This is a genomic window from Enterobacter sp. MGH 24 (assembly GCF_000493015.1).
GTDB lineage: Bacteria > Pseudomonadota > Gammaproteobacteria > Enterobacterales > Enterobacteriaceae > Enterobacter.
Genome location: NZ_KI535657.1, coordinates 1,639,615 through 1,656,324 on the forward strand (window position 1 = coordinate 1,639,615; position 16,710 = coordinate 1,656,324).

General features: G+C 56.2%; 11 protein-coding genes. 2 read left to right on the forward strand and 9 right to left on the reverse strand.

Going from position 1 to position 16,710, the window contains the following annotated elements; genetic code table 11:
* Positions 1-179: 179 nt before the first annotated feature.
* Both rpoB and rpoC read left to right on the forward strand, forming a co-directional pair.
* Complete coding sequence (rpoB, locus tag L370_RS14050; RefSeq protein WP_023334099.1) at positions 180-4,208, forward strand: DNA-directed RNA polymerase subunit beta; 4,029 nt, start codon at positions 180-182, stop codon at positions 4,206-4,208.
* Between the two features lie 76 nt (positions 4,209-4,284).
* Positions 4,285-8,508, forward strand: coding sequence for a DNA-directed RNA polymerase subunit beta' (rpoC, locus tag L370_RS14045; protein ID WP_023309968.1), 4,224 nt, complete (start codon positions 4,285-4,287; stop codon positions 8,506-8,508).
* A 115-nt stretch (positions 8,509-8,623) separates the two neighbouring features.
* On the opposite strand, the gene L370_RS14040 is transcribed toward rpoC, so the two are convergent.
* The 9 genes from L370_RS14040 to thiC all read right to left on the reverse strand — a co-directional run bounded on the left by L370_RS14040 (position 8,624) and on the right by thiC (position 16,666).
* Positions 8,624-8,941 carry a PTS lactose/cellobiose transporter subunit IIA gene (locus tag L370_RS14040; protein WP_008503455.1) on the reverse strand — a complete coding sequence of 106 codons (318 nt, stop codon included), beginning with the start codon at positions 8,939-8,941 and terminating at the stop codon, positions 8,624-8,626.
* Positions 8,941-9,249 carry a PTS sugar transporter subunit IIB gene (locus L370_RS14035; RefSeq protein WP_023334100.1) on the reverse strand — a complete coding sequence of 103 codons (309 nt, stop codon included), beginning with the start codon at positions 9,247-9,249 and terminating at the stop codon, positions 8,941-8,943. Before L370_RS14035 ends, L370_RS14040 begins: the two co-directional genes overlap by 1 nt.
* Positions 9,250-9,430: 181 nt before the next feature.
* Positions 9,431-10,972 (reverse strand): sensor domain-containing diguanylate cyclase, encoded by a 1,542-nt coding sequence (locus L370_RS14030; protein ID WP_023334101.1) that lies wholly within the window; start codon positions 10,970-10,972, stop codon positions 9,431-9,433.
* Between the two features lie 335 nt (positions 10,973-11,307).
* Complete coding sequence (gene thiH / locus L370_RS14025; protein ID WP_023334102.1) at positions 11,308-12,435, reverse strand: 2-iminoacetate synthase ThiH; 1,128 nt, start codon at positions 12,433-12,435, stop codon at positions 11,308-11,310.
* Positions 12,432-13,202 carry a thiazole synthase gene (gene thiG, locus L370_RS14020; RefSeq protein ID WP_023334103.1) on the reverse strand — a complete coding sequence of 257 codons (771 nt, stop codon included), beginning with the start codon at positions 13,200-13,202 and terminating at the stop codon, positions 12,432-12,434. The genes thiH and thiG overlap by 4 nt, the downstream gene beginning before the upstream one ends.
* Position 13,203: 1 nt before the next feature.
* A complete protein-coding gene (gene thiS, locus L370_RS14015) occupies positions 13,204-13,404 on the reverse strand; it encodes a sulfur carrier protein ThiS (RefSeq protein WP_023309972.1) in 201 nt (66 codons plus the stop codon).
* The gene (thiF, locus tag L370_RS14010; protein ID WP_023334104.1) at positions 13,388-14,143 is read right to left on the reverse strand and encodes a thiazole biosynthesis adenylyltransferase ThiF; all 756 of its coding nucleotides are present in this window, start codon (positions 14,141-14,143) and stop codon (positions 13,388-13,390) included. The genes thiS and thiF overlap by 17 nt, the downstream gene beginning before the upstream one ends.
* Positions 14,136-14,771, reverse strand: a complete 636-nt coding sequence (thiE, locus tag L370_RS14005) for a thiamine phosphate synthase (protein ID WP_023334105.1) — start codon at positions 14,769-14,771, stop codon at positions 14,136-14,138. The genes thiF and thiE overlap by 8 nt, the downstream gene beginning before the upstream one ends.
* Positions 14,771-16,666 (reverse strand): phosphomethylpyrimidine synthase ThiC, encoded by a 1,896-nt coding sequence (gene thiC, locus L370_RS14000; protein ID WP_023334106.1) that lies wholly within the window; start codon positions 16,664-16,666, stop codon positions 14,771-14,773. The genes thiE and thiC overlap by 1 nt, the downstream gene beginning before the upstream one ends.
* Between the last annotated feature and the right edge of the window lie 44 nt (positions 16,667-16,710).

The following is a 16,710-nucleotide window of genomic DNA, read 5'->3' on the forward strand; positions in this document are numbered from 1 at the left end:
GACGACTTAATATATTGCGACAGGGTGCTCGCTCTGTGTAAATCGCGACGAAATGATTTAAGCGTGATAGCAACAGGTATTGCGGAAAGTATTCAATTTTCCGGTCCACAAAATGGTGTTGCACAAACTGTCCCTTCGTCGGACAGATGGGTCGACTTGTCAGCGAGCTGAGGAACCCTATGGTTTACTCCTATACCGAGAAAAAACGTATTCGTAAGGATTTTGGTAAACGTCCACAAGTTCTGGACATTCCATATCTCCTTTCTATCCAGCTTGACTCGTTCCAGAAGTTTATCGAGCAAGATCCTGAAGGGCAGTACGGTCTGGAAGCAGCCTTCCGCTCCGTGTTCCCGATTCAGAGCTACAGCGGTAACTCCGAGCTGCAGTACGTCAGCTACCGCCTTGGCGAACCGGTGTTTGACGTTCAGGAATGTCAGATCCGTGGCGTGACCTATTCCGCACCGCTGCGCGTAAAACTGCGTCTGGTGATCTACGAGCGCGAAGCGCCGGAAGGCACCGTAAAAGACATTAAAGAACAAGAAGTCTACATGGGTGAAATTCCACTCATGACGGACAACGGTACTTTCGTTATCAACGGTACTGAGCGTGTTATCGTTTCCCAGCTGCATCGTAGCCCGGGCGTCTTCTTCGACAGCGATAAAGGTAAAACACACTCTTCCGGTAAAGTACTGTATAACGCACGCATCATTCCTTACCGTGGTTCATGGCTGGACTTCGAGTTCGATCCGAAAGACAACCTGTTTGTCCGTATCGACCGTCGTCGTAAGCTGCCTGCAACCATCATTCTGCGTGCGCTGCAATACACCACTGAACAGATCCTGGACCTGTTCTTTGAGAAAGTGATCTTTGAAATCCGCGACAACAAGCTGCAGATGGAGCTGGTGCCGGAACGTCTGCGTGGTGAGACCGCGTCGTTCGACATCGAAGCCGACGGCAAAGTGTATGTGGAAAAAGGTCGCCGTATCACTGCGCGCCACATCCGCCAGCTGGAAAAAGATGATATCAAACTCATCGAAGTTCCGGTTGAGTACATTGCAGGAAAAGTAGCCGCGAAAGATTACGTTGATGAATCAACGGGTGAGCTGATCTGCCCAGCGAACATGGAGCTGAGCCTGGATCTGCTGGCTAAGCTGAGTCAGTCTGGCCACAAACGTATCGAAACGCTGTTCACCAACGATCTGGACCACGGTGCCTATATCTCTGAGACTATTCGCGTCGACCCAACCACCGATCGTCTGAGCGCGCTGGTAGAAATCTACCGCATGATGCGTCCTGGTGAGCCACCAACTCGCGAAGCGGCGGAAAGCCTGTTCGAGAACCTGTTCTTCTCCGAAGACCGCTACGATCTGTCCGCGGTTGGTCGTATGAAGTTCAACCGTTCTCTGCTGCGCGACGAAATCGAAGGTTCCGGTATCCTGAGCAAAGACGACATCATCGAAGTGATGAAGAAGCTCATTGATATCCGTAACGGTAAAGGCGAAGTGGACGATATCGACCACCTCGGCAACCGTCGTATCCGTTCCGTAGGCGAAATGGCGGAAAACCAATTCCGCGTTGGCCTGGTGCGTGTAGAGCGTGCGGTGAAAGAGCGTCTGTCTCTGGGCGATCTGGATACCCTGATGCCTCAGGATATGATCAACGCCAAGCCGATTTCTGCAGCAGTGAAAGAGTTCTTCGGTTCAAGCCAGCTGTCTCAGTTCATGGACCAGAACAACCCGCTGTCTGAGATTACGCACAAACGTCGTATCTCTGCACTCGGCCCAGGCGGTCTGACCCGTGAACGCGCAGGCTTTGAAGTTCGAGACGTACACCCGACGCACTACGGTCGCGTATGTCCAATCGAAACGCCTGAAGGTCCAAACATCGGTCTGATCAACTCCCTGTCCGTGTACGCACAGACTAACGAATACGGCTTCCTTGAGACCCCGTACCGTAAAGTGACTGACGGTGTTGTAACCGACGAAATTCACTACCTGTCTGCTATCGAAGAAGGCAACTACGTTATCGCTCAGGCGAACTCCAACCTGGATGACGAAGGCCACTTTGTAGAAGATCTGGTTACCTGCCGTAGCAAAGGCGAATCCAGCTTGTTCAGCCGCGACCAGGTTGACTACATGGACGTTTCCACCCAGCAGGTGGTATCCGTCGGTGCGTCCCTGATCCCGTTCCTGGAACACGATGACGCCAACCGTGCATTGATGGGTGCGAACATGCAACGTCAGGCCGTTCCAACTCTGCGCGCTGACAAGCCGCTGGTTGGTACCGGTATGGAACGTGCTGTTGCCGTTGACTCCGGTGTTACTGCAGTTGCCAAACGTGGCGGTACTGTTCAGTACGTCGATGCATCCCGTATCGTTATCAAAGTTAACGAAGACGAGATGTATCCGGGCGAAGCAGGTATCGACATTTATAACCTGACCAAATACACCCGTTCTAACCAGAACACCTGTATCAACCAGATGCCTTGCGTATCTCTGGGTGAGCCAGTTGAGCGCGGCGACGTGCTGGCAGACGGTCCGTCCACCGACCTCGGTGAACTGGCGCTCGGTCAGAACATGCGCGTAGCGTTCATGCCGTGGAACGGTTACAACTTCGAAGACTCCATCCTCGTCTCCGAGCGTGTGGTTCAGGAAGATCGTTTCACCACCATCCACATTCAGGAACTGGCATGTGTGTCCCGTGACACCAAGCTGGGGCCAGAAGAGATCACCGCTGACATCCCTAACGTGGGTGAAGCTGCGCTCTCCAAACTGGATGAATCCGGTATTGTTTACATCGGTGCGGAAGTGACCGGCGGCGACATACTGGTTGGTAAGGTTACGCCTAAAGGTGAAACCCAGCTGACGCCAGAAGAGAAACTGCTGCGTGCAATCTTCGGTGAGAAAGCGTCTGACGTTAAAGACTCTTCTCTGCGCGTACCAAACGGTGTTTCCGGTACGGTTATCGACGTTCAGGTCTTCACCCGTGACGGCGTTGAGAAAGATAAGCGTGCGCTGGAAATCGAAGAGATGCAGCTCAAACAGGCTAAGAAAGACCTGTCTGAAGAACTGCAGATCCTCGAAGCGGGTCTGTTCAGCCGTATCTATGCGGTGCTGGTTGCCGGTGGCGTTGAAGCTGAGAAGCTCGACAAACTGCCACGCGATCGCTGGCTGGAACTGGGCCTGACCGACGAAGAGAAACAAAATCAGCTGGAACAGCTGGCTGAGCAGTATGACGAACTGAAACACGAGTTCGAGAAAAAACTCGAAGCGAAACGCCGCAAAATCACTCAGGGCGACGATCTGGCACCAGGCGTGCTGAAGATTGTTAAGGTGTATCTGGCCGTTAAACGTCAGATCCAGCCTGGTGATAAGATGGCAGGTCGTCACGGTAACAAGGGTGTTATCTCTAAGATCAACCCGATCGAAGATATGCCGCACGATGCTAACGGTACGCCGGTAGATATCGTACTGAACCCACTGGGCGTACCGTCTCGTATGAACATCGGTCAGATCCTGGAAACCCACCTGGGTATGGCTGCGAAAGGTATCGGCGACAAGATTAACGCCATGCTGAAGCAGCAGGAAGAAGTCGCGAAACTGCGCGAATTCATCCAGCGTGCCTACGATCTGGGTACCGATGTGCGCCAGAAAGTCGACCTGAATACCTTCAGCGATGAAGAAGTGCTGCGCCTGGCTGAGAACCTGAAAAAAGGTATGCCAATCGCAACGCCGGTCTTCGACGGTGCGAAAGAAGCTGAAATTAAAGAGTTGCTGCAACTGGGTGGTCTGCCAACGTCTGGTCAGATTACGCTGTTTGACGGCCGTACCGGTGAACAGTTCGAGCGTCCGGTAACCGTCGGTTACATGTACATGCTGAAACTGAACCACCTGGTCGACGACAAGATGCACGCTCGTTCTACCGGTTCTTACAGCCTGGTTACTCAGCAGCCGCTGGGTGGTAAGGCACAGTTCGGTGGTCAGCGCTTCGGGGAGATGGAAGTGTGGGCGCTGGAAGCATACGGCGCGGCATACACCCTGCAGGAAATGCTCACCGTTAAGTCTGATGACGTGAACGGTCGTACCAAGATGTATAAGAACATCGTGGACGGCAACCATCAGATGGAACCGGGCATGCCAGAATCCTTCAACGTACTGTTGAAAGAGATTCGTTCGCTGGGTATCAACATCGAACTGGAAGACGAGTAATTCTCGCTCAAACAGGTCACTGGTGCCGGGTTAACCCCCGGCACCAGATTGTGCTAACTCCGACGGGAGCAAATCCGTGAAAGATTTATTAAAGTTTCTGAAAGCGCAGACTAAAACCGAAGAGTTTGATGCGATCAAAATTGCTCTGGCTTCGCCAGACATGATCCGTTCATGGTCTTTCGGTGAAGTTAAAAAGCCGGAAACCATCAACTACCGTACGTTCAAACCTGAGCGTGACGGCCTTTTCTGTGCGCGTATTTTCGGGCCAGTAAAAGATTACGAGTGCCTGTGCGGTAAGTACAAGCGCCTGAAACACCGTGGTGTGATCTGTGAGAAGTGCGGCGTTGAAGTGACCCAGACCAAAGTGCGTCGTGAGCGCATGGGCCACATTGAGCTGGCGTCTCCAACCGCTCACATCTGGTTCCTGAAATCTCTGCCGTCCCGTATCGGTCTGCTGCTGGATATGCCGCTGCGCGATATCGAACGCGTTCTGTACTTCGAATCTTATGTGGTTATCGAAGGCGGGATGACGAACCTGGAACGTCATCAGATCCTGACTGAAGAGCAGTATCTGGATGCGCTGGAAGAGTTCGGTGACGAATTCGACGCGAAGATGGGTGCGGAAGCTATTCAGGCCCTGCTGAAGAGCATGGATCTGGAGCAAGAGTGCGAGCAGCTGCGTGAAGAGCTGAACGAAACCAACTCCGAAACCAAACGTAAAAAGCTGACCAAGCGTATCAAACTGCTGGAAGCGTTCGTTCAGTCTGGTAACAAACCAGAGTGGATGATCCTGACCGTTCTGCCGGTTCTGCCGCCAGATCTGCGTCCACTGGTTCCGCTGGATGGTGGTCGTTTCGCAACGTCCGATCTGAACGATCTGTATCGTCGCGTTATCAACCGTAACAACCGTCTGAAACGTCTGCTGGATCTGGCTGCGCCGGACATCATCGTACGCAACGAAAAACGTATGCTGCAGGAAGCGGTAGATGCCCTGCTGGATAACGGTCGTCGCGGTCGTGCGATCACCGGTTCTAACAAACGTCCTCTGAAATCTTTGGCCGACATGATCAAAGGTAAACAGGGTCGTTTCCGTCAGAACCTGCTCGGTAAGCGTGTTGACTACTCCGGTCGTTCTGTAATCACCGTAGGTCCATACCTGCGTCTGCATCAGTGCGGTCTGCCGAAGAAAATGGCTCTGGAGCTGTTCAAACCGTTCATCTACGGCAAGCTGGAACTGCGTGGCCTGGCCACCACCATCAAAGCCGCTAAGAAAATGGTTGAGCGTGAAGAAGCTGTCGTTTGGGATATCCTGGACGAAGTTATCCGCGAACACCCGGTACTGCTGAACCGTGCACCAACCCTGCACCGTTTGGGTATCCAGGCATTTGAGCCAGTCCTGATCGAAGGTAAAGCTATCCAGCTGCACCCGCTGGTTTGTGCGGCCTATAACGCCGACTTCGATGGTGACCAGATGGCTGTTCACGTACCGCTGACGCTGGAAGCCCAGCTCGAAGCGCGTGCGCTGATGATGTCTACCAACAACATCCTGTCCCCAGCGAACGGTGAGCCTATCATCGTTCCTTCTCAGGACGTTGTATTGGGTCTGTACTACATGACCCGTGACTGTGTTAACGCCAAAGGCGAAGGCATGGTGCTGACTGGCCCGAAAGAAGCTGAGCGTATTTATCGCGCTGGCCTGGCCTCTCTGCATGCGCGCGTTAAAGTGCGTATCACCGAATACGAAAAAGATGAAAACGGCGAATTCGTTGCGAAAACCAGCCTGAAAGACACGACCGTTGGCCGTGCCATTCTGTGGATGATCGTACCGAAAGGTCTGCCTTTCTCCATCGTCAACCAGGCGCTGGGCAAGAAAGCGATCTCCAAAATGCTGAACACCTGTTACCGCATTCTGGGTCTGAAGCCGACCGTTATCTTCGCTGACCAGACAATGTATACCGGCTTTGCTTATGCAGCGCGTTCAGGTGCATCTGTTGGTATCGATGACATGGTCATCCCAGAGAAGAAACACGAGATCATCTCTGAAGCGGAAGCCGAAGTTGCTGAGATCCAGGAGCAGTTCCAGTCTGGTCTGGTAACCGCGGGCGAACGCTATAACAAAGTTATCGATATTTGGGCAGCGGCGAACGATCGTGTATCCAAAGCGATGATGGATAACCTGCAGACCGAAACCGTCATTAACCGTGACGGCGTAGAAGAGCAGCAGGTTTCCTTCAACAGCATCTACATGATGGCCGACTCCGGTGCGCGTGGTTCCGCAGCGCAGATTCGTCAGCTGGCAGGTATGCGTGGTCTGATGGCGAAGCCAGATGGCTCCATCATCGAAACGCCAATCACCGCGAACTTCCGTGAAGGTCTGAACGTACTCCAGTACTTCATCTCCACGCACGGTGCTCGTAAAGGTCTGGCGGATACCGCACTGAAAACAGCGAACTCCGGTTATCTGACGCGTCGTCTGGTTGACGTTGCGCAGGATCTGGTTGTGACCGAAGACGATTGTGGCACCCTCGAAGGTATCACCATGACCCCGGTTATCGAGGGTGGTGATGTTAAAGAGCCACTGCGCGATCGCGTTCTGGGTCGTGTGACCGCGGAAGACATTCTGAAGCCGGGTACTGCAGATATTCTGGTTCCACGCAACACGCTGCTGCACGAGCACTGGTGTGACCTGCTGGAAGCGAACTCTGTTGACTCCGTGAAAGTACGTTCCGTTGTATCCTGTGACACCGACTTTGGTGTATGTGCGCACTGCTATGGTCGTGACCTGGCGCGTGGCCACATCATCAACAAAGGTGAAGCAATCGGCGTTATCGCGGCACAGTCCATCGGTGAGCCGGGTACACAGCTGACGATGCGTACGTTCCACATCGGTGGTGCGGCATCTCGTGCGGCTGCTGAATCCAGCATCCAGGTGAAAAACAAAGGTAGCATCAAGCTCAGCAACGCGAAGTCTGTTGTTAACTCCGCAGGCAAGCTGGTTGTGACCTCTCGTAACACCGAGCTGAAGCTGATCGACGAATTCGGTCGTACCAAAGAGAGCTATAAAGTGCCTTACGGTGCGGTTATGGCGAAAGGTGATGGCGAGCAGGTTGCCGGCGGTGAAACCGTTGCAAACTGGGATCCACACACCATGCCGGTTATCACCGAAGTAAGTGGTTTCATCCGCTTCACTGACATGATCGACGGCCAGACCATTACTCGTCAGACCGACGAGCTGACCGGTCTGTCTTCTCTGGTGGTTCTGGATTCTGCTGAACGTACTACCGGTGGTAAAGATCTGCGTCCTGCACTGAAAATCGTTGATGCTCAGGGTAACGACGTTCTGATCCCTGGTACCGACATGCCTGCGCAGTACTTCCTGCCGGGTAAAGCGATCGTTCAGCTGGAAGATGGCATTCAGATCGGTGCGGGTGATGCTCTGGCGCGTATTCCACAGGAATCCAGCGGTACCAAGGACATCACCGGTGGTCTGCCGCGCGTTGCGGATCTGTTCGAAGCACGTCGTCCGAAAGAGCCTGCAATCCTGGCTGAAATCAGCGGTATCATTTCCTTCGGTAAAGAGACCAAAGGTAAACGCCGTCTGGTTATCACCCCAGTAGATGGCAGCGAGCCGTACGAAGAGATGATTCCTAAGTGGCGTCAGCTCAACGTGTTCGAAGGTGAACGTGTAGAACGTGGTGACGTGGTTTCCGATGGTCCAGAAGCTCCGCACGACATTCTGCGTCTTCGTGGCGTACACGCGGTAACGCGTTACATCACCAACGAAGTACAGGACGTTTACCGTCTGCAGGGCGTTAAGATTAACGATAAGCACATCGAAGTTATCGTTCGTCAGATGCTGCGTAAAGCAACCATCGAAAACGCAGGCAGCTCCGAGTTCCTGGAAGGCGAGCAGGTTGAATACTCACGCGTCAAGATTGCTAACCGCGAACTTGAAGCGAACGGCAAAATCGGTGCGACCTTCTCGCGCGATCTGCTGGGTATCACCAAAGCGTCTCTGGCAACCGAGTCCTTCATCTCTGCAGCATCGTTCCAGGAAACGACTCGTGTCCTGACCGAAGCCGCTGTTGCTGGTAAGCGTGATGAACTGCGCGGTCTGAAAGAGAACGTTATCGTGGGTCGTCTGATCCCGGCGGGTACCGGTTATGCATACCATCAGGATCGTATGCGTCGTCGTGCTGCGGGCGAACTGCCAGCTGCACCGCAGGTGACTGCTGAAGATGCATCCGCGAGCCTGGCAGAACTGCTGAACGCAGGTCTGGGCGGTTCCGACAACGAGTAATCGTTGATGCCCGGTAGGTAAAATTACCGGGCATGTGCCTCGTAGGTCGGGCAAGCGTAGCGCCACCCGACAATAAAAAACCCGCCTCGGCGGGTTTTTTTACATCTGTAGGTTATCAGTTTACCAGGGGGATCCGTCGATAAAGCTCAATCATGTCACCCGCGAGGTCTTGAATGACCATCGCGTTCATCAGGTGATCCTGAGAGTGGACGGTGATCAGGTTAACCGGAAGCTTCCCGGTCCCTTCGTCAAGGCCGATAAGCTGCGTCTGGATCGTGTGCGCATGCTTCACATATTCGCGCGACTCTTCCATCGCTTTTTCCGCTTCGTCAAACTCACCTTTACGCGCCATCTGTAACGCCGTCAGGGCCGCACTGCGCGCCGCGCCTGCGTTGACCAGCAGTTCCATAATCGTAGTTTCTAAGTCTTCCATTATGACTCCAGAAGTTTGAGCGCTTTTTCCAGTACGGCATCGCCTTTCATCATGCCGTAATCCATCATGTCGATCACCGCGACCTTTTTACCCAGCGGCTCGGCCTGCGCCTGGAGTTTAGCCTGCTCGTATTTAACCTGTGGCCCCAGCAATACGATGTCGGCCGTCGCGATGTTGTCTTTAAACTCCGCAACCGGAACGGCTTTAATGGTGACTTCAACCCCTTTTTTCTGCGCGGCGTCTTTCATACGTTGAACCAGCATGCTGGTTGACATTCCCGCTGCACAGCATAAAACGATGTTCTTCATAATCAGCCTCGATCTACATGTGTTTATTGATAATTATCCCGTGCAGACCGCTTCAACAACCGGTTTACCGCGATTGTGTGTCAGGCATCACAAAGAAACCGGTGATTTTCTGAAACCGGTTACAATTTTGCATTGTCGGGTACCCGGCCCGTCGAAACGGGCAGGGGTGAAAGAGGGAGGATTAGCTGATGGACGTTCGGTTAATGCGGTTTTTGCCCTGCTGTTTGGCGCTGTAGAGGGCGTTATCAACGCTTCCGACAAATTGATCCAGCGGTTCAAAATGCCACTCCCCAAGACCGCCGCTGAACGTCACCCGCAGGTTTTCTTCTCGCCAGACGCGTTTTTCAACAGCGATACGCCACGCTTCGAGTAATGAGAGCGCAGACGTCATCTGCTCAGCCTGGAAAATTACCGCAAACTCTTCTCCACCGTACCGGTAAAGCGAGACGTGATGTGGCTGCATGATCTGGATCCCTTCGCGGGCCACGTTGCGCAGAACGATATCACCGGTCAGGTGGCCCAGCGTGTCGTTAATCGACTTGAAGTTATCAATGTCCACCAGCGCCAGCGCGAAAGGCTGATGGGCATTCAGCAGCTCCGCAATATCGCTATCGAATGCGCGGCGGTTTTTGCAGCCCGTCAGCGCATCGTGAGTAGCCTGGCGCACATAGGCCATCTCACGCTCTTTATTGGACTGGATAGTGTGGCTCAGCATCGCTTCCAGTCGCGGCGCCTCGCTGACGTCGCCGGTTTTGATGGCATTGATAATGTGCATCAGCACGGTACGCGAGGCATGGCGGAGATATAAGCCGAAGAGGATGATGATGATGGCCGCCAGCGCAAACCCCCAGCCAACAATCGTCGTTTCGTGGCGGGTGATATCGGTGAGCGTCTCGCCAGAGACCCGGTAAATGACAAACCAGTCCGGATTGGTAAATGAGTAGTAGTAGTACCAGGCGTTGCTTTTCTTGTCATAAAGGTGGCCTTCGCCGCTGGTCATTTTGTCCATCAGCGCTTCGCTCACGTACTGTTTGAAGAGCGCGCCTGTATCCGGGTGAAGCACAACGGCGCCGTCACGTTCGACGACGAAGAATTCCCCCTGAACGGGCGCCACCATCTGACGCAGGGTGTAGCCCATTGACGTCAAATCGAGGTGGAACGCGATCGTTCCCTTCAGTCGGCCTTCCGGTGAAATCAATGGCTTATAGAGTGTTACCGTCGGATGGCCGGTGAAGTAGTCCATGTAGGGGCGGGTATAGTGGCTGAAGATACTGGCTTCGGCCTGCGCGACAAACCAGGGCCGCGCCCGGGGATCGAAGGTTTTACTCTTCTCCGTGGGGAGCACTTCCGGTGCGCGAAGATAATGCCCCTGCGTGTCCGCCAGCGAGATGGAGGAGACGGTCGGCATCAGGTTCTGCAAATGCATCATCATCTGTAGCCCCTGCGTCGGGTTGACGTTGAGCGTCTCGTTTAGCCTGTCGTCGCGCGCAAAATACATCGCGGAACGGCCCAGGATATAGTCGTTTTCACGCAGGATGGATTCGGTGTAGTTCACCGCCAGGTTGTGCGTGAAGTTGCTATTGATCTTATGGTAATCCTCAAGAAAATCCTTCCGTTGCGAAAGCGTCACCGCGATCGCGATCACCGCAAAACTGCAGAGGATCCCCGCGAAGCTGAGCATAATGGGCCGGGTAAAAGAGAGCTTTTTGCTGTGAAGTGCCATGAGCTGTACATCGTTCCTGATGGTGAATACTTTTCGTCTGCCGATATCCTCTCAGCATAGTCGCTGTCCTGCGGTTAGCGGTGAATTATACGGCACACGATTTCTGACGGGATGATTTATCTTAAGAACCATTAAGAAAATACTTATTAAACTGGCAGGGCCGTTTGTGCAATGCACCTGAGGCAGGGCGAAACGAGGAAGAAGCTTTTCGCCCTGGTCAGCATCCGTTGCTGACCGTGTGACAATAAAAAACCGGACGATCGCTGACAACCATCCGGTTTTGTCTTTTCGTCGCGCCTCGACAATTTTTTAACGTGTTGCAGTGCGTTTCAACGTCACTGCGAGGCTCTTCCCAGCCAGCTGTCCCAGTCCTTCCAGACAGGCTGCAGACCTTGTGCCGTCAGGGCGGCGGCAACGGCTTCCGGACGTCGTCCGTCATGCGGTGCAAACTGCTCCAGCTCCGGACGATCGTCGGCGTAGCCGCCGGGCTGCGTTTTGGAAAATGCGCTGACGTTGTTAATCGCCAGCGGGATAACGCGATCGCGAAACGCCGGGGATTCACGCGTTGAGAGCGATAATTCCACTTCCGGGGCGAGCAGGCGAAACGCACAGATGGTCTGCACCAGCTGGCGTTCATCCATCAGCGAAGCCGGTTCAATCCCGCCCGCGCAGGGTCTCAGGCGCGGGAAGGAGATGGAGTAACGGCTCTGCCAGTAGTGCTGCTGGAGCCAGAGCAGATGTTCCGCCACCATGTAACAATCCACCCGCCAGCTGTCAGAGAGCCCGATCAGCGCGCCCAGACCGATTTTGTCGATCCCCGCGCGACCCAGCCTGTCCGGCGTTTCCAGCCGGAAAAAGAAATCCTGTTTCTTGCCCTTCAGGTGGTGCCGGGCGTACGTCGCCTCGTGATAGGTTTCCTGGTAGACCATAACGCCGTCAAGGCCGAGGGTTTTAAGCTCCGCGTACTCCTCCTGCGACAGGGGCTGCACTTCCATCTGCAACGATGCAAATTCACGGCGAATAGCCGGAAGGTGCTGACGGAAATAGTCCATTCCCACTTTGCCCTGATGTTCACCCGTGACCAGCAGAAGATGTTCAAAGCCCATTTCACGAATGGCCGCACACTCACGGGCAATCTCACCTTCATCGAGCGTTTTACGCCTGATGCGGTTGCTCATGGAAAAACCGCAGTAGGTGCAGTCGTTGGCGCACAGGTTTGAGAGATAGAGCGGCACGTAGAAGCTCACCGTGTTGCCAAAACGCTGGCGGGTGAGCCGCTGCGCTCGCTGGGCCATCGGTTCGAGGTACGCGCTGGCCGCCGGGGAGAGCAGGGCCATCAGATCCTCGCGGGTCAGATGGCGGGCATGCAGCGCGCGCTCCACGTCAGCCGCCGTTTTGCTGTTGATGCGCAGGGAAATGTCGTCCCAGCTCAGCTGCCGCCAGCGATCGGTAAACGTGCTCATGAGATCGCCTCCAGAAAACCGGTCAGCGGGCTGGTGGCCTGCGCCTGGAAACTGCGCGAGCCGGGGCCGGACTCCCTTGCCAGCAGGCCAGCCTCTACGGCCATGCGGAACGCACGCGCCATCATGACCGGATCGTCGGCAACCGCGATGGCCGTGTTGACCAGTACCGCGTCGGCGCCCATCTCCAGCGCCTGCGCGGCATGGCTGGGCACGCCAATGCCCGCATCAACCACCACCGGTACGGTAGCCTGCTCAATAATGATTTCCAGCATCGCGCGGGTTTCCAGCCCCTGGTTGGAGCCAATGGGGGCGCCCAGCGGCATGACGGCGGCGCAGCCGACCTCTTCCAGCCGTTTGCACAGGACCGGGTCGGCGCCGCAGTAAGGCAGGACGGTAAACCCTTGCTGCACCAGCTTTTCAGCCGCTTTCAGCGTTTCGATGGGGTCAGGCAGCAGCCAGCGGGCGTCAGGATGAATTTCCAGCTTCAGCCAGCGGGTGCCGAGCGCCTCGCGGGCCAGCTGCGCGGCGAAAATCGCCTCTTCGGCCGTTTTGGCACCGGAGGTGTTGGGCAGCAGCGTGACGCCAGCCTCCAGTAAAGGAGCGAGTATGGCATCGCTGTGATGACGCAGATCCACGCGCTTGAGCGCCAGCGTCACCAGCTGGCTGCCGCTTTCGCGAATGGCATCCACCATCAGCTGCGGCGAGGCGAACTTTCCGGTTCCGGTAAACAGATGTGAATCAAAGACTTTATCGGCAATACGTAACATCTCAGCCCCCTGCGATAACCTGAAACAGCAGGATCTGGTCGCCGTCATTGACCTGCTGATGTTCCCACTGCTCGCGCGGCAGGATCTGTTGATTGAGCGCCAGCGCCGTTCCCGGCTTGAGCTGACGCAGCTTGTCGAGCAGTACCGCAACGGTGAGCCCGTCGTCGCATCTCATCGGCTCATCGTTAAACAGAATGCGCATCGCGGCCTCCGCATACCGGGCAGCGGCTGGCGCGGTGTAACGCCAGGTGGCGCCAGCCGCTGGAGCGGGCATCGAACAGCCGCAGCGTATTGCGTTCCGTCTCCATGCCGCTGAGCAGCTTGATGGCTTCCAGCGCCTGCATTGTGCCCATTACGCCGACCACCGGACCAAGAATGCCCGCCGTACGGCAGTTGCGCGCTGGCTCTGCATCATCCGGCCACAGGCAGCGATAGCAGCCCTGCGACCACGGCGGGGTCAGGACCATCATCTGCCCGCCGAACCCCACCGCGCTGGCGGTGATAAGCGGCGTATTATTTGCCACGCAGGCGGCGTTAATCGCCTGGCGCGTCGCCATGTTGTCCGTGCAGTCCAGCACCACGTCGGCAAGGGCGACCTCGCGGCGCAGGCTTTCACCGCTGAGCCGATCCTGCAGGGCAATCAGCTCGATATCCGGGTTGAGCTGGTTCAGGCGCTGCCGGGTGACTTGCGCTTTCGGCTGGTTGATATCTTCGGTGGTGAAGAGGATTTGTCGCTGCAGGTTGCTGAGGTGTACCTCGTCGTCGTCGGCCAGCACCAGCGTACCGATACCTGCACCTGCCAGATAAAGCGCGGCGGGCGCGCCTAACCCGCCCAGACCGACAATCAGCACCCGGCTGGCGAGCAGTTTTTGCTGTCCGTCGATGGCGATATCTTCCAGCAGGATCTGACGGCTATAGCGCATAAAATCGCGGTCATTCATCACCCGCTCCTGCCAGCTGTAACAGCTGTTCGGTGGCGAACCGCCAGTCTGCGGCCTGGGTGATGGCGCTGACGACGGCGATACTGCCGACGCCGGTCTCCAGCACCGCCGGGGCGCGTTCAAGGCTGATTCCGCCGATGGCGACGGTAGGGTATTCGGCAAGGCGTTTGACGTGACTCGCCAGCTGCGCCAGGCCCTGCGGTGCGGAGGGCATCTGCTTGGTTTGCGTCGGGAAGACGTGACCCAGCGCGATGTAAGAGGGACGGGCCGCCAGCGCCACGTCGATCTCCATGTCATCGTGTGTTGAAACGCCAAGACGCAGCCCGGCTTCGCGGATAGCGCTCAGATCCGTTGTTTCCAGGTCCTCCTGGCCCAGATGCACGCCGTAAGCCTCGTGCTTAACGGCCAGCCGCCAGTAGTCGTTGATAAACAGACGGGCGTTATACTGGCGCCCCAGCGCAATGGCGGTAACCACATCGGTTTCCACCTCGTCATCGCGTTTATCCTTGATGCGCAGCTGGAGAGTGCGGACGCCGGCTTCCAGCAGGCGCGCTATCCACTCTACGCTGTCCACCACCGGATAGAGCCCTAACCGAAAGGGGACGGGCGGGAAATCGGGCTGGTACATTACGCCTCCTCTTTTTTGAGGTAGATTTCGCCGCCTCTGGCGCGGAAGGTTTCAGACATGTCCGCCATACCCACTTCAATGGTTTGCGCGGCGGCGTAGTCGCGCACCTCCTGGCTGATTTTCATCGAGCAGAATTTTGGCCCGCACATCGAGCAGAAGTGCGCGACTTTGCCCGATTCCTGCGGCAGGGTCTCGTCGTGATAGGCGCGCGCGGTGAACGGGTCCAGCGCCAGGTTGAACTGATCTTCCCAGCGGAATTCGAAGCGCGCCTTTGACATGGCGTTATCGCGGATTTGCGCGCCCGGGTGACCTTTGGCCAGATCCGCGGCGTGGGCGGCAATCTTGTAGGTAATCAGCCCCTTCTTCACGTCCTCTTTGTTAGGCAGGCCGAGGTGCTCTTTCGGCGTCACGTAGCAGAGCATGGCGCAGCCGAACCAGCCGATCATCGCCGCCCCAATGCCTGACGTGAAGTGGTCATAGCCCGGTGCGATGTCGGTTGTCAGTGGCCCCAGCGTGTAGAACGGCGCTTCGTGGCAGTGCTCCAGCTCTTCGGTCATGTTGCGGCGGATCATCTGCATCGGCACGTGTCCCGGGCCTTCAATCATCACCTGCACGTCATACTCCCAGGCGATTTTGGTCAGCTCGCCCAGCGTGTGCAGCTCGGCAAACTGCGCTTCGTCGTTGGCGTCGCGAATAGAGCCCGGACGCAGGCCGTCGCCCAGTGACAGAGAAACATCGTACGCGGCGCAGATTTCGCAGATCTCGCGGAAGTGCTCGTAGAGGAAGTTTTCCTGATGATGGGAGAGGCACCACTTCGCCATGATGGAACCGCCGCGCGAGACGATGCCGGTCAGACGCTTCGCCGTCATCGGCACGTAGCGCAGCAGCACGCCCGCGTGAATGGTGAAGTAGTCCACGCCCTGTTCAGCCTGCTCCAGCAGCGTGTCGCGGAACGCTTCCCAGGTGAGGTCTTCGGCAATGCCGTTGACCTTCTCCAGCGCCTGATAAATCGGGACGGTGCCAATCGGTACCGGGCTGTTACGCAGGATCCATTCGCGGGTTTCATGGATATAGCGGCCGGTGGAGAGGTCCATTACCGTGTCCGCGCCCCAGCGCGTTGACCAGACCAGCTTTTCCACCTCTTCTTCGATGGAGGAGGTGACGGCCGAGTTACCGATGTTCGCGTTGACCTTCACCAGGAAGTTGCGGCCGATAATCATCGGCTCGGATTCCGGGTGGTTAATGTTGGCGGGGATGATCGCGCGGCCTGCGGCCACTTCGTCACGCACAAACTCCGGCGTGATGTTCTCCGGCAGGCGTGCGCCAAAGCCTTCACCCGGATGCTGGTAGCGCAGCACTTCGCTGCGGATGCGCTCGCGGCCCATGTTTTCGCGGATGGCGATGAACTCCATCTCCGGCGTGACGACGCCCTGGCGCGCGTAGTGCAGCTGGGTCACGCATTTGCCCGCTTTAGCGCGTTTTGGCGTCAGCAGGCCGGTAAAGCGCAGCGCGTCCAGGCCGTCGTCGGCCAGGCGCTCTTTGGTGTACGCAGAGCTGCGCACGCTCAGTTCTTCGCAGTCGTTGCGCGCATCAATCCACGGCTGGCGCAGCTTAGCCAGACCCTGCTGGACGTTGATCGTAACAGATGGGTCGCCGTACGGGCCGGAGGTGTCATACACCGGCACGGCTTCGTTGTCTTCAAACTGCGGATCCTCTTTGCTGCCGCCGATAAGCGTCGGGCTGAGCTGAATTTCGCGCATCGGGACGCGGATATCGGCCTGCGAGCCGGAAATGTAGATGCGTTTCGAGTTCGGGAAAGCGGTACCTTCCAGGGTATCGATGAAGTGTTGGGCCTGTGCGCGCTGTTCGCGGCGGGTCAGTTTTGCAGTAGACATAGCTCATTCCAAAAGTGAAGGACATGGCTTGTCAGACGACGGAT

Excerpts from the sequence above, each read along its gene's own strand:
- rpoB (WP_023334099.1), top strand. The coding sequence starts at position 180 with ATGGTTTACTCCTATACCGAGAAAAAACGTATTCGTAAGGATTTTGGT.
- L370_RS14040 (WP_008503455.1), bottom strand. The coding sequence starts at position 8,941 with ATGGAAGACTTAGAAACTACGATTATGGAACTGCTGGTCAACGCAGGC.
- L370_RS14035 (WP_023334100.1), bottom strand. The coding sequence starts at position 9,249 with ATGAAGAACATCGTTTTATGCTGTGCAGCGGGAATGTCAACCAGCATG.
- L370_RS14030 (WP_023334101.1), bottom strand. The coding sequence starts at position 10,972 with ATGGCACTTCACAGCAAAAAGCTCTCTTTTACCCGGCCCATTATGCTC.
- thiH (WP_023334102.1), bottom strand. The coding sequence starts at position 12,435 with ATGAGCACGTTTACCGATCGCTGGCGGCAGCTGAGCTGGGACGACATT.
- thiG (WP_023334103.1), bottom strand. The coding sequence starts at position 13,202 with ATGTTACGTATTGCCGATAAAGTCTTTGATTCACATCTGTTTACCGGA.
- thiS (WP_023309972.1), bottom strand. The coding sequence starts at position 13,404 with ATGCGCATTCTGTTTAACGATGAGCCGATGAGATGCGACGACGGGCTC.
- thiF (WP_023334104.1), bottom strand. The coding sequence starts at position 14,143 with ATGAATGACCGCGATTTTATGCGCTATAGCCGTCAGATCCTGCTGGAA.
- thiE (WP_023334105.1), bottom strand. The coding sequence starts at position 14,771 with ATGTACCAGCCCGATTTCCCGCCCGTCCCCTTTCGGTTAGGGCTCTAT.
- thiC (WP_023334106.1), bottom strand. The coding sequence starts at position 16,666 with ATGTCTACTGCAAAACTGACCCGCCGCGAACAGCGCGCACAGGCCCAA.